The 14,964-nt window shown below is 37.7% G+C and carries 15 protein-coding genes and 5 tRNA genes; 5 read left to right on the top strand and 15 right to left on the bottom strand.

Features of this window, described 5'->3' with window-relative positions:
* The first annotated feature begins 1 nt into the window (after position 1).
* The 5 genes from SULBA_RS11500 to SULBA_RS11480 are packed head-to-tail and all read left to right on the top strand — an operon-like array spanning position 2 to position 5,303.
* A complete protein-coding gene (locus tag SULBA_RS11500) occupies positions 2 to 1,675 on the top strand; it encodes a type IV secretion system DNA-binding domain-containing protein (protein ID WP_014770462.1) in 1,674 nt (557 codons plus the stop codon).
* A gap of 29 nt (positions 1,676 to 1,704) precedes the next feature.
* Positions 1,705 to 2,088, top strand: a complete 384-nt coding sequence (locus SULBA_RS11495; protein WP_014770461.1) for a hypothetical protein — start codon at positions 1,705 to 1,707, stop codon at positions 2,086 to 2,088.
* Positions 2,085 to 2,681, top strand: coding sequence for a hypothetical protein (locus SULBA_RS11490; protein ID WP_014770460.1), 597 nt, complete (start codon positions 2,085 to 2,087; stop codon positions 2,679 to 2,681). Before SULBA_RS11495 ends, SULBA_RS11490 begins: the two co-directional genes overlap by 4 nt.
* Positions 2,663 to 5,047: a hypothetical protein gene (locus SULBA_RS11485; protein WP_014770459.1), complete on the top strand. Its 2,385-nt coding sequence runs from the start codon at positions 2,663 to 2,665 to the stop codon at positions 5,045 to 5,047. The genes SULBA_RS11490 and SULBA_RS11485 overlap by 19 nt, the downstream gene beginning before the upstream one ends.
* A gap of 1 nt (position 5,048) precedes the next feature.
* A complete protein-coding gene (locus SULBA_RS11480; RefSeq protein WP_041671857.1) occupies positions 5,049 to 5,303 on the top strand; it encodes a hypothetical protein in 255 nt (84 codons plus the stop codon).
* 56 nt (positions 5,304 to 5,359) lie between these two features.
* Here the strand turns inward: SULBA_RS11480 and SULBA_RS11475 are convergent, their stop codons facing one another.
* The 15 genes from SULBA_RS11475 to tig all read right to left on the bottom strand — a co-directional run bounded on the left by SULBA_RS11475 (position 5,360) and on the right by tig (position 14,840).
* A complete protein-coding gene (locus SULBA_RS11475) occupies positions 5,360 to 5,875 on the bottom strand; it encodes a hypothetical protein (protein ID WP_014770457.1) in 516 nt (171 codons plus the stop codon).
* Between the two features lie 6 nt (positions 5,876 to 5,881).
* On the bottom strand, positions 5,882 to 6,052 hold the full coding sequence (locus SULBA_RS12990) for a hypothetical protein (RefSeq protein WP_014770456.1): 171 nt from the start codon (positions 6,050 to 6,052) through the stop codon (positions 5,882 to 5,884).
* Positions 6,053 to 6,140: 88 nt separating this feature from the next.
* A complete protein-coding gene (locus SULBA_RS13090) occupies positions 6,141 to 6,842 on the bottom strand; it encodes an SHOCT domain-containing protein (RefSeq protein ID WP_014770455.1) in 702 nt (233 codons plus the stop codon).
* A 237-nt stretch (positions 6,843 to 7,079) separates the two neighbouring features.
* Positions 7,080 to 7,164: transfer RNA gene (locus SULBA_RS11465), tRNA-Leu, on the bottom strand.
* Positions 7,165 to 7,211: 47 nt separating this feature from the next.
* Positions 7,212 to 7,288, bottom strand: a tRNA-Arg gene (locus SULBA_RS11460).
* A 20-nt stretch (positions 7,289 to 7,308) separates the two neighbouring features.
* Positions 7,309 to 7,385 (bottom strand) — tRNA-Arg (locus SULBA_RS11455).
* Between the two features lie 23 nt (positions 7,386 to 7,408).
* Positions 7,409 to 7,485 (bottom strand) — tRNA-His (locus tag SULBA_RS11450).
* Positions 7,486 to 7,514: 29 nt separating this feature from the next.
* A tRNA-Pro gene (locus SULBA_RS11445) sits at positions 7,515 to 7,592 on the bottom strand.
* Between the two features lie 225 nt (positions 7,593 to 7,817).
* Positions 7,818 to 8,396, bottom strand: coding sequence for a phosphoribosylglycinamide formyltransferase (purN, locus tag SULBA_RS11440; RefSeq protein ID WP_014770454.1), 579 nt, complete (start codon positions 8,394 to 8,396; stop codon positions 7,818 to 7,820).
* Positions 8,387 to 9,784: a bifunctional ADP-dependent NAD(P)H-hydrate dehydratase/NAD(P)H-hydrate epimerase gene (locus SULBA_RS11435; protein ID WP_014770453.1), complete on the bottom strand. Its 1,398-nt coding sequence runs from the start codon at positions 9,782 to 9,784 to the stop codon at positions 8,387 to 8,389. Before SULBA_RS11435 ends, purN begins: the two co-directional genes overlap by 10 nt.
* Before the next feature lie 8 nt (positions 9,785 to 9,792).
* Positions 9,793 to 11,301 carry a YifB family Mg chelatase-like AAA ATPase gene (locus SULBA_RS11430; protein ID WP_245391467.1) on the bottom strand — a complete coding sequence of 503 codons (1,509 nt, stop codon included), beginning with the start codon at positions 11,299 to 11,301 and terminating at the stop codon, positions 9,793 to 9,795.
* A 29-nt stretch (positions 11,302 to 11,330) separates the two neighbouring features.
* The gene (gene def / locus SULBA_RS11425; RefSeq protein ID WP_014770451.1) at positions 11,331 to 11,846 is read right to left on the bottom strand and encodes a peptide deformylase; all 516 of its coding nucleotides are present in this window, start codon (positions 11,844 to 11,846) and stop codon (positions 11,331 to 11,333) included.
* On the bottom strand, positions 11,843 to 12,931 hold the full coding sequence (locus SULBA_RS11420) for a GGDEF domain-containing protein (RefSeq protein WP_014770450.1): 1,089 nt from the start codon (positions 12,929 to 12,931) through the stop codon (positions 11,843 to 11,845). Before SULBA_RS11420 ends, def begins: the two co-directional genes overlap by 4 nt.
* A 23-nt stretch (positions 12,932 to 12,954) precedes the next feature.
* Complete coding sequence (gene clpP, locus SULBA_RS11415) at positions 12,955 to 13,545, bottom strand: ATP-dependent Clp endopeptidase proteolytic subunit ClpP (protein ID WP_014770449.1); 591 nt, start codon at positions 13,543 to 13,545, stop codon at positions 12,955 to 12,957.
* A complete protein-coding gene (gene tig, locus SULBA_RS11410; RefSeq protein WP_014770448.1) occupies positions 13,545 to 14,840 on the bottom strand; it encodes a trigger factor in 1,296 nt (431 codons plus the stop codon). The genes clpP and tig overlap by 1 nt, the downstream gene beginning before the upstream one ends.
* Positions 14,841 to 14,964: the final 124 nt, after the last annotated feature.

The raw sequence follows: 14,964 nt of genomic DNA, 5'->3' as shown, positions 1-14,964 counted from the left end.
GATGATAGATACAATCATAGATTTTATGTTCAGTTGGTATTTTGGGTTCTTGTTGGTTTTATTTATTTTGCTCTATGGCAACATTTTTACAAAGGAAAAAATGGGCTTTAAATGCAATAAGTTTGTGGATACTTCATCTTTAAACCCTCTTGATGTGATAGATGGTAAAAAATGGACAAGCACAAGGGATTTAGCTAAATACCGTCAGAAGAGCAAAAAAGACTTCTTTATTGGTAATTTTCGTTTTTCACCGAGTGTTCTAAAAAACTGTAAGCCACCGTGGTGGTGGCGACGGAAGAAAGAAAAAACATCTATTTATTTAACCCGTGAAAACCTCATAACTTCAACTATGATTTTTGGAGGTATGAAGTCAGGTAAGTCAATCTGTTTTTTAAATTTCCTTGATAATATCACTGCATACGATAATGCACTGGTGCATGACGGCACGAAGCTTGAATTTATAGCTAAAACATACAATCCTATCAGGGATATTATTTACAATTTCTATGATGATAGGGCTACTGTTCATAATATTTTGGACGAAGATACCGCCATTCAAGCACACTTTTTTCAACTTATGCTCTCAGCAACAGCAGGGAAAAATAGCGATTCAGGTTTTTTTACAACAGGTGCAAGTGAGCATATTCAAAATCTAGCACTTCTCGCCAACGCTCAAAATTTTACTTGTGCAAAAGATAAGTGGAATTTCTTTGTGGTTAAATTAGAGACTTTGGTTGAAAATGCTTTAAATGATGGTCAAAAGAGTGAAAAGGATGTAATAGCAACACTTAAGCAGATTATGACTCCATTTTTACTGATGAACTATCGAATACAGGACGATGCAGAGACTTTTACTATTGATGAGTTTTTGGATAAAAATCATGCCGCTAAACTCTTTGTTTCATATCCTCGTAAGCTACAAGCAAACATGCAAGGGCTATCAGCTGCTTTTATCAGCATGTACACAATGGTACATTTGTCAAGACCAGATACAGATAATAAGCTCTATCTCTATCTACTAGATGAACTTTCTTCTTATTTGAGAGTTTTAGGCGATGATGTTGACACATTAAAAGATCAGACAGAGCTTTTACGTAGCAAAGGTGGCGCCTTTCTAGGTGGTTTGCAAGGTAAAGAAGAGGAAGAAAAATATAATAAAATCCTCGATAAAACAGTCACTCAAAAGCTCTTTTTTAGAACGGATGGTCGAGATACAAAAACGCTACTCCAAGAGTCAATCGGCAAAGTCACTTATATATGTGGCAAAGATAGCGTCTCAACCCAAGGGATCAAAGCCAAGACTACATCATTTGCTACCGACCAAAAAGAAATCAATGTCGTAAAAGAAGATGATTTTTTAGAATTAGGTGAGAAATTTGAGTATATCGCAAGTATTGGAGACGACCTATATCGTGGTTATATTCCAATTCCACCAGATGAAGCGGAAAGAATAGCCAAGGTAAGGACGATCAAAAAGAAAAAGTTATCAAAAGAAAAAGAAGATTTAGAGATAGAAAAAACATACAAAAACAAACCTTTTATCCCGTATGTTAATCTCAAGGCTTTTGAAGATTATCTTGCCGCACGGTATGAGTCCTATCAAATAAAAAGAGACAAACAAAATATCACACAAAAACTCACTAAAAAATTTCTGAACACAGATACTGATTTATGAGTGCCCCCCCCAACAATAGGAGATTTACAATGAAATTCCAAAAACCCTCAAAACAATCAATCGCAGTCGCTACCTTACTTATACTTTCTGTAGGCTTTATTGCAGTACAAGTTGATTACCATGAGCATCAAAAACCCCTCAAATACGCAGCCTTAACTATGGATCAGAAAGCTGAACTCTATCATATCAACAAGCGGCTTACGCAGATAGAAAGAGATTCTGACGATGAAGACAGAGATAATTATGAAGTTTTTAAAGCCACAGGAAAAATAAGATCAAAGCTTATTCACACGTTCAACAACAGCGAATATAAAGACTTAAGAGCACAACGTGAGGCTCTTTTCAACCCACCAACACGGAAAACAGAGGGCTTTGGCTATGCCGTTTTAAACTTTTTAGGATTTAAAAAATGAAAAATTTAACCATCACGCAAAAAATCGCCATCAAGTGGCTCACGACAATCGACAGCAACCAAGCTATTTATCTTCTGTTAAAACCCTTACATGTAACGCTAAGGGTTTTATTTTACGCACTCTTAATTGGAGGTACATTTTTTATCTCAAAGTTTGGCTTATCTCTTACAGAGTTAACAAAAGATGTAAGCCTAGCAATCGCGCTAATCCCAACAATCGGAGTTTCTTTTATTGTCTTCTATGAATCCATTTTTAGCCTCAACGTACCAGAAATTTTAAAAGAAAAACGAGAGCAAAAACAATTTATAAAGGCTACAAAAGCGCAGTGGTGGCGACTACGCAATATGAAGTTTTGGGTAAGAATTATCCTTTACTTATTCATTTATATTTTTATCCAGCAGTTCTTGCAAATAGCCTCAATGGTAGCCTTTTTTGAGACCGTGCAAGCACCAACGCAAGCGCATATAAACGAGTTTATTAACCAATTCCAAACTCTTCTCAAATACTTCACAGTCGCCTATATCCTCATGCTAGGCACAATGGAGTATTTCATCAATAAACGAAAGGCTAAACAATGTTCAAGTCAATCATAATCTTAGTTCTCACGCTTTATGGCGTTTTACATGCAGAGCCTCAATCTATGACACCAGAGCAGATAAGAAAAGATTTCGAGGCACAAAATCAAGACAAATACCGTAACGATAATTTTGAGATAGTTCAGCCCTCTAAATTGATTGAAAATCAAATCGTGAAACCAGAGTTTACTACCACAGTTGAGAACACCAACGCAGTGGATTGTCAATCATTTATGGCAGTAGGGCACACCGCTACACTCTATAATATCGATGCAGTAAGCGGCACGGTTACATGTATGTATGCTAAAAAATCAAGTGAGCTTTCAAGTCTTTACGAGCCAGAGGGAGTGTTTACAGTCTTTTACCCAAAAATAAAAGAAAACTTCAAATTAAATCCAGACCTTGCCCAACAGCAAAACGCGGCAATAATTGCGCGTAAAGATACTATGGTCAAAAGTCTTATCGATACCAAAAATACCATCTCAAACTCTATCACACAAGCGCAGGGAAACTATCTTAGTATTACCCAACTACTCACGGCGGGCGTGCTGGCTGATGGGGAAGTCATAAATTCTGTAGCCACAGAAAGTACAGGTAAATTGCAATTGCAGGGAGATTACACCTCTGTTTATACCAGTGATACAGGTGTGAGCGATAACGGCTATATTATCCAGGGCGAAGTTGTGAATATATTCAAGACATATGCCTCTTTAAGCTCCTCAATGTTGGCGTACATATGGTTAATATTCATTTTTGTTGGTCTCTACACGGCAGCCAGAATGGGTATAGCTAAACTTAATAAGCATGACCGCACCGTCTCGTTCAAAAGTTTCGGTGTAATCAGTTTAATCGGCTTTTTAGCCTTTGCTCCCATTAACTCAAGTTCACATAATCCCCCAGGATATGGCAATCAAGAGGAAGAATTTTCTACTGCAGTGAGTAACTTTCAGCGGATGTCAATGGCTGGATATTATCTCTTTTCGGAATTGGCAGATGATATCGCCAAAAAGATTACAGACAATACACTTGATACACTTTTGAACAAATCAGGGATTGGTACATCTCAACAAATCATCGCAGCTGCTGCTGGAATGGCACAAACCAAACAATTGATAGATTATCATACAAAGCTCAAAACAGCTTGTGCAAATACTTATGATACTGAATACCTTAGTAAGGCTTTTGGAACTCCAAATAGCATTTATCCAAGCAGTGAAAAATATGCGCTTGCGGTATCTATTTATTCTCCATCCGCTGGTATTAATTATTATGATAAGTCTCCAAATGGACTTGTCTTAGGGAATGTTGCAGATGGCAATTATCCTCAATTGTCTTTTTCATTTTGTAATAGAAACGATCATCTCTTGGCGATATATACGAAACAAAATAAAGATTTTACCACATCGTACAACGCAGCGATAGAGATAGATCCACAAGCAGACCAAAAGATTTCTATTTTAAAAACGCTCATAACGTTTCAATATGAGCTACAAAGAACATGGGGATATTTGTCCATTTTAGGGCTGCCAGTAATTCAACTCCAAACGGAACTAGAACAAAATCTTTACATAACAAAAACCTTGCAAGAGAGAAGCGGCGTCACGGACGAGACAAGTAGCCTGTTAAATTCTCTAATCAGCAGTATTCCCTATATGTTGGTACCAGGAGCAGGAAATATCTATAATTCCACCTCTAGCACGATAAGAGACCTCTCTCAAGGTGCAAAAGATACCGCATGGGGTAAAGCTCTCGGTTGGTTCGGGGGAAATATTGTCGCTTCTGTTGCAACGAATACAGCAGCATTCTCAGTTGCATATACTATAACTGTTACTTTGCTCAAAATTCTACCAATAGCTGGGATTATTATCATTGGGCTGATGCGGTTCATAACAATATTAATAAAGATATTTATTTTTAATTTTGCGAGTTTAATTCTTTTTCCCATCATCATTGCACAAAACAACGGGGAACACATGGGCAAGTTCACCTTGAGGGTGTTTTTGATTATGCTGGAGATACCTGTATTCGTGCTTAGCGTATGGGTTGCCATCACAGCAAATAGCCTACTTAACAGTATTGGCGCTGTGTTTAGTAAGGGTATCATTAAAGGTATGCTTCAAAATAATGCCGCAGGAGTATCAAAAGAGTGGAGTTTTTCGGCTCTTTTTCAAATGTCAGGAGCATTCATAGATACGATCAAGATATATTTTCTTAACGGTCTCATGGAAGTCGCTATCAGTCTATTTTCGATTATTCTCATTTATAAAATTATCGTCTCATTGCACACAGCCATATTTGAAGGATTAGAACTGAAATCGGCCGCTGTGCTTGACGAAATGGTCAGTTCAATAAGATCCGAAGCCAATCTCGGAGGAAAAATCTAAAATGAAAACATCAAACCCAATAACAGGAGAAAAAATGCAAACGCTAAGTAAAAAAATAGTTGAGGAAAATGTAAAACTTGTTGAAGAGCTCATCATCTATACCGATGAAAAAGTTCAAGAACCCAAAAAGCAAAAGCTAAAAGAGTTGCTTGAGAGCTTAAAAAAGTTCCTCTTGGACAAAAAGGCTTCATCAGCTCGTAAGGCTGAAATCATTTTGCGAATGCCACTGCTGCAAATAACCGTCCGCAAAGCTTAAGAGCTAGGGGCGCACGTGCCCCTAGCTCAATAACTCCATTTTTCTGATTAAGTTCATCAAATATTGAAAATCATCCAGTCTTCATTTTCATGTGAACCAGATTTTGGTAAAGAAATAAAGCCCATATTTTCATATATCTCGCGAACTTTTTCATTGACTGGAACAAGTCCAATTACGTGAATACCAATTTGTTCTTTAACACTAAACCCAATGGTTCCAATTGTATAATCCAACAAAAGGTATTCAGAAAGTTTCATATTTCCTAATTCGTGAAATTGTATTGTTCGATAATCTGATTCTATGAAAATATATTCAATAGCAAGACTAGCTATATCATCAATTTGTGTAGTTGTACCAATGTTTATGAACGCACAATATTTTTCTTTTACTTGATCATAACAAGCATGAATAACAGTAGTTGCTTTTGCATCTTCATTATCAAAAGCCAATTCAAATGTATTTTTGAAGATTTCTTCTGTATTTGGAAGATCAAAAACTGGAGAGTATTGATCTTTAAAAAAACTCTCCAGCTTGCTTTGTTTGATAGGCTCTATTAAAAAGCGTGAAAGCATTTAATCCTAAGCACTTTTAGATTGTTTAGCAGTAGTGCACTCTCTTTTTGCTAAAAGTCTTGTTATAACTTCTTGCTGTTTAGGCGTTTGTTGAAAAAGTTCTTTTTTCTGCCCAGGCGTTAGACCACTCACTCTTCGAGCTTGCTGAACTTTCCCATTACGGACAACATATCCCATAGTCAACCCCCTTTATTGATTTTGCTAGTTAATTTTACACAATTTATGTTTAATAAGCAATGATGACTTTGACTAGTGGCAAATGCCCCTAGTTCAATAATTCCATTTTTTTCTTCTCATACTCTTCTTGCGTAATCGCACCCTTCTCCAACAACCCAAACCAATACTCCAAATCTTTAGTATCAGGAGAAATACTATTTTTTGGTTTTTCTTTTATATTTTTTAGAGCCCTAACAGATGTTGTGCCAAGAACTGTTGTTTGTACGCTCCCTTTCCCTCTTTTATCTGTCTTACCAGATGTAATGGCCGACTGTTGATTACCTACTACAAATACTCCTTCTGCTCCTAACGCATAAGCTTCTTGACAAGCAAATATTAATGCTTGCATATTGTTATTTGTTAAATTTGCTGATTTTGTAATATCTTTAATAATCTCGTAAGTAAAATCGGATAATTCTTCAATATGATAAAATATTTTTAATTTTTTTGATAAAAATTCATCAAAATATATTTGTTCTAAGTGACCTTCATAACGATTTCTTATTAAGAAATACAAAGTTATTAAAGGGAGATATACAAACATAGTAGCTAATCCTAAAATAAAAAATGCTCCACCATCATCTTTTATCCCTTTAGTCATAACTTCGAACAATAAAATTACCCAAGGAATAAGAAATATTATATTTATAACATTTCTATAAATTAAAGCATATTTGAATCTTCTCAATATTTTTTTAGAATAATCTGAATTAATCCCTAATTGTGGAAATAGTTTAAAATAATTTTTCATATTTTGTCACTTATGATAAATTTAATCATTTCTATCATTATAAGTCCTTTTTTAAATCTTGATAAAATTATAAGAATAGTTGACTTAAATTTGTATGGAGTAAGTGTTTATAAAGAAGAAGTGTTTTAAAAAGAGAAAATTAACATTGAATAGCTGTAGTTAAAATGTAGTAAAAAAATGTTTTTGAAGTATTCTTAAAGTGAGAGTAAATTTGTTTGAAAGTCCCTAAAATAGGGATGGTGCGGATAAAGAGACTCGAACTCCCATGCCTCTCGGCACCAGATCCTAAGTCTGGCGTGTCTACCAATTTCACCATATCCGCACACAACAGTAGTAAATTTTGCGAAGCTTGAGCTTCGTCTTAAAAGGTGGTACGCCCTACACGATTCGAACGTGTGACCTACGCCTTAGAAGGGCGTTGCTCTATCCAGCTGAGCTAAGAGCGCATCTGCTCGGATTTTTTGGGTGGTGCGCTCGAAAGGAGTCGAACCTACAACCTACGGATCCGAAGTCCGTTGCTCTATCCAATTGAGCTACGAGCGCACAACTGCATCTTCTAAATCGAATGGGGTGAGTGATGGGGATCGAACCCACGACCCTCAGAACCACAACCTGATGCTCTAACCGACTGAGCTACACCCACCATCATAATGACATAAAAAATTTTAAACATGGTCGGGGCGAAAGGATTCGAACCTTCGACCCCCTGGTCCCAAACCAGGTGCGCTGACCAGACTGCGCTACGCCCCGACATTAAAAAAACCTAAGATGGTCTTTTTAAGGCTGAAATTCTAGCTAAAATCTTACATTTTGTCAAGGAAAAGTTTTTAGGCTTTTTTGCGAAATGCACTCACTCCTTTATGTTGTAACAAAGGATTTCAGATAAAAGGGCTTATTTTACCGTTTGCCTCGTCAAATATAAGTGTTTTAAGAAAGATTAACATCATCGTAATATTTTATGCTCAGTGTTTCTTCTTATTTTTTATCGAGTAAGTTTTTGACAGTTTGCGGTAAAAGCTCGTGCTCTAGTGCGTGAATTTTATTTTCAAACGCTTCAAAACTCATACCCTCATATTTTGTAAAACAGCGTTGTGCGATGATGTCACCGCCATCAAGCTCTTCACTGACATAATGCACACTAATGCCAGCAACTTTCATGGGAGAATCAAAACTCTCTTGTATCGCATTGCCACCTTTAAAAAGGGGAAGCAAAGAGGGGTGTAGGTTGATGGCTTTCACATGACGTGTAAAAATGGGGGTTAAAATACGCATAAAGCCTGCTAAAACGGTCAGTTCAGCACCACTTTGGGCGATAGCTTCCACCAGAGCTTCATCAAAGGCTTCACGGCTAGCATAGCGTGTATGGTCGATAATCAATGGTTCAAGACCAAAACGTCTGGCTTTTTCAATACCTTGTGCGTCAGGGCGATTGCAAATGGTGAGGGCAACTTCTATTTTGGCGTGTTCAAAAGAGGTTTGATAGAGAAATTCAAGCAGTTTTTCAAGGTTACTGCCTGTTCCACTAAAGAGAATAGCGATTTTTTTTATAAGCATTTAAGACCTTTACAAATATCAAGCGGGGTAAGTGCAAAATTATTACATGTAAGTTTTTTCGAAACGAGAGCATGCGCTAAAGAGGCGTGAATGGCAGCATCTTTTAGGGAATAACCTTGTGCAATCAAGGCACCAATCATTCCCGCTAAAACATCGCCACTGCCTCCTTTAGCAAGGGAGGGCGTGCCATAGGTATTGATAAAAAGTTCACCCTTGTGCGCAATGATCGTGTTTGCTCCCTTGAGCACTAAAACCACATGGGGGAATATTTCACTAAATTGTTTTGCATAGAAGAAGCGGTTAGATTGAATCTCTTCAACACGTATTTTTTCTTTACATGTAAAGGATAAAATAGAGCTAAATTCTTTGGGATGGGGTGTGAGGACGAGTGGTTTTTGAGAGTTTAAAAGCTCTACTATGAGTTCATGGTGACATAAGGATGCATCAATGACAAGCGGTAAATCGTTTGAAAGCAAAAGATGTTTGACCCATGTTGCATCAAAAGGCATTTCCAGCCCCATACCTGCTAAAATGACCGAAGCATTTTTGGGAAGCGTGGGCGTGTGCATAAGATAGACGGGAAGTTTTTTTATTTTTTCACCAATAAGACTGACCAATCCTGCACCAAAATGAAAAGCGCCTATACCTGCTAAATGGGCAGCCCCTTCTTTCGTGCCTTGAAGAATCGCTACATGACCAAAAGAGCCTTTGTTGCTATTTTTTTGAGTACGAAAAGGGAGTTTGAGGTCTTTTTTCTGTAACACAAAAAAAGGTGAGGGCACTTCATAGGCTTTGCGTGTTATGCCTAAAGAGGCAACACGGATTTTCCCTACCGCATCTTTTAGGGTGTCATTGAGAAGGCAAAGTTTTAAAGCGCCCATCACAATCGTTTCATGGGCATGAAAAATGGTAGAACTCAGCGTGAGGTCATTTAGAATACCACTGGGAATATCGCAGGCAATTTTGTAGCCTTTTTGGGTGTTCAGTGCTTCAAGTAGCTTACATGTAACGCTCTCCAAAGGACGATTCAGCCCTGAGCCAAAGAGGGCATCGACGTAAACATCGGCATCTATTAACGTCTCAACAATAGGTACACCTAGCTTTTTTGCACGCTCCAGTTGAAGCTGTGCCAGAGGGGATTTTACCTGCGATGGAAGATAGAGTGCGACGTTGAATTTTCCATGTAAAAGACGTGCTGCAACCATTCCATCTGCACCATTATTTCCTGAGCCACAGATAAAAAGGGCATTTTTTTTACATGTAAGCTTTTTTTTCACTGCAGAAGCAAGGGCTAATCCTGCATGTTCCATTAAAATTTCAGGGCTGAGTGAAAAGTGTGTGTAACAACGTTCATCCAAAGTATGGGTCTCTTCATAGGCGTAATGCATGGCGTCTCCTAGCGTTTACGAAAACTTAAAGCTTCAAGCAAGTGTTCTTGGTGGATGCGCTCACTTTGTGCCATATCGGCAATGGTACGAGCCATACGTAAGACTTTATGCACACTTCTTTGGCTCAACCCTAAATGGTTTTGTGCCATCTCTAAACGCTCTTGCGCCTCATCATTAAGTGTGCAAAAACGTAGGGTGTCTTGTTCGTTCAGTTTACCATTGAGTTCATTTTGTCCACGATTTTTTTGCATTTTAAAGGCTTCTAGGATGTGTGTAAACATCTCTTTTGAGCTAAGTCCTTGCTCTTTAGAGTGCTCTTCACTCATTTGAATGTACAGATCAATGCGATCCATAATGGGTTCAGAAATGCGGTTTTTGTAGCGATTGATTTCGACTTCAGAGCAACGGCATTCATGGGTTTTGCTGAAAAGATTGCCACAAGGGCAAGGGTTTTGAGCCGCAGCAAAAAGAAATTTCGTAGCGTAACTTATTTTGGTATTGACACGAGAAATAAGCACACGGTGATCTTCTAATGGCTCTCGTAAACTCTCTAAAACCGCTTTTGAGAAGTTAGGAAATTCATCAAAAAAAAGCACACCATTATGCGCTAAAGCAATTTCACCCGCTTGGGCATGGGTACTTCCTCCCCCAAAAATAGAGGGTCGTGAGGAAGTATGGTGGGGAGAGCGAAAAGGGCGAAGTGGGCTTAGTTCACGCTCCTCTTCGTGCAAAGAATAGTAGGCATTGGATTCTAAAATTTCCTCAATACTTTGAGGGGGTAAAATATAGCGTAAGCGTTTAATACTCATACTTTTACCACACCCAGGGCTTCCTTCCATCAGAAGGTTATGCATCCCAGCAGCGGCAATCATCAAGGCACGTTTGGCTCGGTGTTGTCCTAATACATCGCTAAAATCAAAAGGAAATTCGCTAGCGTAGAAATAGGATTTTCCTTGGATGTCAAGGCTGTTTTCGCACAAAGGGCGCACTAGTTTAGCTTGTTCTGATTGATAGCGTTTTTCTTTAAAAAAAAGAACTGCCTCGTGCAGGGTTTCAACACCAAAGGCTTGAATATGTGGGATTTGCTCGATTTTTGGAAGTAGAGCGTTTGGTACTAAAACACGAAGATTCGGGATGTGTGCTGCTAAGGAAAGAATAATGGGAAAAATGGCATTGGTTTTTTTAATTTTTCCATCCAGCCCTAATTCACCAAAAATAAAAAAATCCTTACATGTAAAACGCTCTTTTTGAATCGCAATAAGCAGTGCAATGACTAAATCAAAGTGGCTTCCCTCTTTTTTCAAGTCCGAGGGCGAGAGATTAATAGTGATTTTTTGAGAGGGAAATTCAAAGCGAATGCTCGAAAGTGCAGATTTAATACGCTCACGAGATTCTTGAATGGATTGGTCCGCCATGCCTACAATACTAAAGCCAGGAAGGGCTCTCACCAGGGTGGACTCAACGGCAACTTCATGGGCTTTATTGCCGTATAATGTCGCACATTTGGCATGTTTCACTCTGGAGAGTTCAACGGCTTCTTCCACAACTATTTACCTGCTTTGTACTTTTTTTTCCACTCTTTTTCAAATTTTTTACGTTTTAGATAGGAGAGTTTTTCAATAAAAAGATGCCCTTTAAGATGATCCATTTCGTGCTGTACCGCAATTGCCATTAACTCACTAAACTCTTCTTCATGCATCACGCCCATACGGTCATGAAAGCGAAGTTTTATATGCTCTGCTCGGGTTACTTCATCGTAATACCCAGGGACGCTTAAACACCCTTCTTGGTAGACAGTAGAGCCATCTTTTTCAACAATAAGAGGATTTATAATTTCGTAAAGATTCTCTTTTTTTTGAAGCCCTTGTTCGTCTACTAAATTAATAAGAAGGACATTGAGTGGCACACCAATTTGAATGGCTGCAAGTCCAATCCCCTCTTTTGCCACCATCGTTTCATACATGTCATCTAAAAGTTCATGTAAACTCAAATCAAAATGTATGACGTCACGTGAGATTTCTCTGAGTATTTTATTGGGATAAACTAAAATCTCACGAATCATTGCGCCTCACTTTCATGCAAGGGGGTGCAGACAATATAAGGCACAAGTTCTTTTCCTGTTTTAGGTAAGCCTTCAAGGGAAGATGCTAAAAATTCTTCTATGCTGTGCTCTGTATCCAGTGCGGTAATAGCAAGTTCTATATCGGTTTCAATTTCTGAACTTCCTACGAAAAAGCTTGTTTGATAGACAAGCTCGCTGATACGGTCACACGCTTTTTTGGCCGAAGTTAAATCGGTATGCTTTAAAATCATTGCCAGTGTACCATCGCCAAAATGAGCCACGACATCACTTCTGCGAGATGTCTTAAGAAGGAGTTTCGCAATGTTACGCACGATGGTATCTTTTTCACGTTTATTAGCAATTTTTTCTAAAGAACTCTCTTTTACTCGAGCCAATACAAGTGTACTAGGGTGTGCATAGGTTTTAATCAGTTTAATTTCATCTTTAAGCGATTTAACAAGATAGCGTCTATTATAAATACCAAATTTTGCATCAAAAATCGATTGACTATCGACTTCTTGGAGAATAGTTGTTGTTTTTTGATAATACCCTTTGAGTAAATCAATTTGTTTGGTAGTAAGTTCGAACATCTTCTTCAAGTCTTCGCCCAATGAAGAAATAATATTTTGAGTTGCTAGGAAACTAGGATTCGTTTCAAGTTGCGTTGAGCGTTTTTTAATAATGTCTTGCATCACATTAAGATTACGGTAGACCGTAGAGACAACTTGCATAATATTTTTAACTTGAGCAAATCCTTCTTTAATCTCTTGCTCAATGCGTGCGTGACTTTCATCATTGTTGTTGTTTTCAAGTTCTAAGAAGTCATTAATACGCTTTTTAAATGCACTAGGTTTACTTTCTAGGAGTTTGTCAAAATAAATTTGAAAATTAATGGGGGTAGGAGGGATACTTTCATCCCCCATTACTTTTAAGACAAGGGCTGCAAATTTATCAAGTTCATTGTTAGATGAAGAGGGTACAACAGGCTCTTTGAGAATAGGTGGGGGGGCTTGTTCTATGACATCATCTTTGGTGTCAATATTATATACACCCACATTCCCTTTTTCTTTATTGAAACGAACCATTGCTTACCTTCTTATGATGTTAATTATTTAAAACTTTTATCAAGCACTTTGTCGATGAGACCATAGGTACATGACTCTTCTGCGCTCATAAAAAAGTCACGTTCCGTATCTTTAATAATTTTAGGCAATTTTTGATTACAATTTGCAGCTAAAATCTCATTGAGTACCTGTTTCATACGTAAAATTTCTTTAGCCTGAATTTCAATATCCGTTGCTTGCCCTTGTGCACCACCTAAGGGTTGGTGAATCATAATACGTGCATTAGGAAGTGCATAGCGCTTCCCTTTGGTGCCAGAACTGAGTAAAAATGCTCCCATGGAAGCAGCTTGACCAATACAGATCGTACTAATATCGGGTTTGATGTAATTCATCGTATCGTAAATACTAAAACCACTGGTAATCACACCACCTGGAGAGTTGATGTAGAGATAAATATCTTTTTCAGGATCTTCTGCCTCAAGGAAGAGCAACTGTGCTACGATGGAAGAAGCCACGGCATCATTAATCTCCCCACTTAGCATGATAATACGATCTTTTAAAAGGCGTGAGTAAATATCATAACTTCTCTCACCTCGCCCTGTTTTTTCGATAACGACAGGAACATAATAGCTCATTACTTACCTTTTGTGAAAAGTTGGTTGAAGAGTCTCTCTTCAATAATAGACATTTTAATTGCTGGAAGTACACCTTGTTTTTGATAGAATTCTAAATATTCTTTTGGATTGGCACCTTGTTGCATTGCCTCAAAATAGATCATTTGAAGAACTTCTTGGTCGTTTACAACAATGTTTTCTTGACGTGCAAGTTCATCAACAATAAAGGTTAATTTAACGCTTTTTTCAGCATCGTTTCTGAATTCTTCTCTTTTTTCTTTAATTTTTTCTGGGTTTTCTGAATACTCTTTAATAGTTGCTTCATCCATCTTGCCAAAAACACCTCTCATTTGAAGATCAATTTCTTGATCCACAATGTTCTCTGGAAGATCCAGTGCAATTTTTGCTAAAACATTCTCAACAAATTGAGGCTTAACTTCTTCATTGAAAAGTTTTGCTAATTTTTCGTTGCGAATTTCTGTTTCAATTTGTTCTTCTAATACTTCCAAAGAAGCATTTTCAACACCTGGAAGTAATTTTTTAATCATCTCTTCACTTGGGGTTTCAGGAACATCTTTGACTTTTATCTCTTTAACGGTGACTTTAAAAACGGTTGGTTTACCTGCAAGGTCTTTGTTGCCATAATTTTCAGGGAAAGTAAGTTGAATCTCTTTTTCTTTGCCAGCTTTCATGCCCACAATACCTTCTTCAAAACCTGGAATGAAAGAGTTGCTTCCGATTTCTAATGTATATCCTTCTGCTTTACCACCTTCAAAGGCAACACCGTCTAAAAAGCCTTCAAAATCAATGACAACAAAATCACCTGATTTAACGGCTCTTTTTTCTTCAACCGTTTTAAGATCTGCAATCAATGCTAATGTTTTTTGAAGTCTTTCACTCATCTCTTTTTTAGTAACTTTTGGTGCTTTGTATTCAGGAACACACTCTTTGTATCCTTCCACATTGACACTTGGTTTGAAAGAGAGTTTCATAATGAGCTCTAATCCACCCTCTTTTTCTTCAAATTTAGAAAAGCTAGGCTCACCTACGACTAAATCTGCTGTGACATTAAGCTCTGCTAATGCTTGGGTATAAAGGTCTCTAAGTGCTTCTGTTTGGGCATCATCTTTGAGTTGTTTGCCGTAGCGTGCTTTTACGACGTGCGCAGGAACCTTTCCTTTTCTAAAACCATCCACTTTCATATTTGAAGCAGCCGATGCAACAAGCTTATCTTCTTTTTTTTGTAAAAGTGCAGGTGAAATGGTCGCTTCCACAGCAGCATTGGCACTATTGGTACGGTTAACTTTAATTTGCATAAAATCCCTTTTCGAGTTAAAATTTTGCTCAAATATACCAAAAAATTGCTTTTAAGTCGCTTTTTATCCATTAAAAAGCAAAATAGAGATAAAATATGTCGTCTTAATTTTAATGAAAGTGAAT

Origin of the sequence: Sulfurospirillum barnesii SES-3, from assembly GCF_000265295.1 — a bacterium.
GTDB lineage: Bacteria > Campylobacterota > Campylobacteria > Campylobacterales > Sulfurospirillaceae > Sulfurospirillum > Sulfurospirillum barnesii.
This window is presented reverse-complemented; position numbering and strand designations above follow the sequence as displayed.

Bases quoted from the DNA above. Each gene is read 5' to 3' on its own strand.
- SULBA_RS11500 (WP_014770462.1), top strand. From the start codon at position 2: ATGATAGATACAATCATAGATTTTATGTTCAGTTGGTATTTTGGGTTC.
- SULBA_RS11495 (WP_014770461.1), top strand. From the start codon at position 1,705: ATGAAATTCCAAAAACCCTCAAAACAATCAATCGCAGTCGCTACCTTA.
- SULBA_RS11490 (WP_014770460.1), top strand. From the start codon at position 2,085: ATGAAAAATTTAACCATCACGCAAAAAATCGCCATCAAGTGGCTCACG.
- SULBA_RS11485 (WP_014770459.1), top strand. From the start codon at position 2,663: ATGTTCAAGTCAATCATAATCTTAGTTCTCACGCTTTATGGCGTTTTA.
- SULBA_RS11480 (WP_041671857.1), top strand. From the start codon at position 5,049: ATGAAAACATCAAACCCAATAACAGGAGAAAAAATGCAAACGCTAAGT.
- SULBA_RS11475 (WP_014770457.1), bottom strand. From the start codon at position 5,875: ATGCTTTCACGCTTTTTAATAGAGCCTATCAAACAAAGCAAGCTGGAG.
- SULBA_RS12990 (WP_014770456.1), bottom strand. From the start codon at position 6,052: ATGGGATATGTTGTCCGTAATGGGAAAGTTCAGCAAGCTCGAAGAGTG.
- SULBA_RS13090 (WP_014770455.1), bottom strand. From the start codon at position 6,842: ATGAAAAATTATTTTAAACTATTTCCACAATTAGGGATTAATTCAGAT.
- purN (WP_014770454.1), bottom strand. From the start codon at position 8,396: ATGCTTATAAAAAAAATCGCTATTCTCTTTAGTGGAACAGGCAGTAAC.
- SULBA_RS11435 (WP_014770453.1), bottom strand. From the start codon at position 9,784: ATGCATTACGCCTATGAAGAGACCCATACTTTGGATGAACGTTGTTAC.
- def (WP_014770451.1), bottom strand. From the start codon at position 11,846: ATGATTCGTGAGATTTTAGTTTATCCCAATAAAATACTCAGAGAAATC.
- SULBA_RS11420 (WP_014770450.1), bottom strand. From the start codon at position 12,931: ATGGTTCGTTTCAATAAAGAAAAAGGGAATGTGGGTGTATATAATATT.
- clpP (WP_014770449.1), bottom strand. From the start codon at position 13,545: ATGAGCTATTATGTTCCTGTCGTTATCGAAAAAACAGGGCGAGGTGAG.
- tig (WP_014770448.1), bottom strand. From the start codon at position 14,840: ATGCAAATTAAAGTTAACCGTACCAATAGTGCCAATGCTGCTGTGGAA.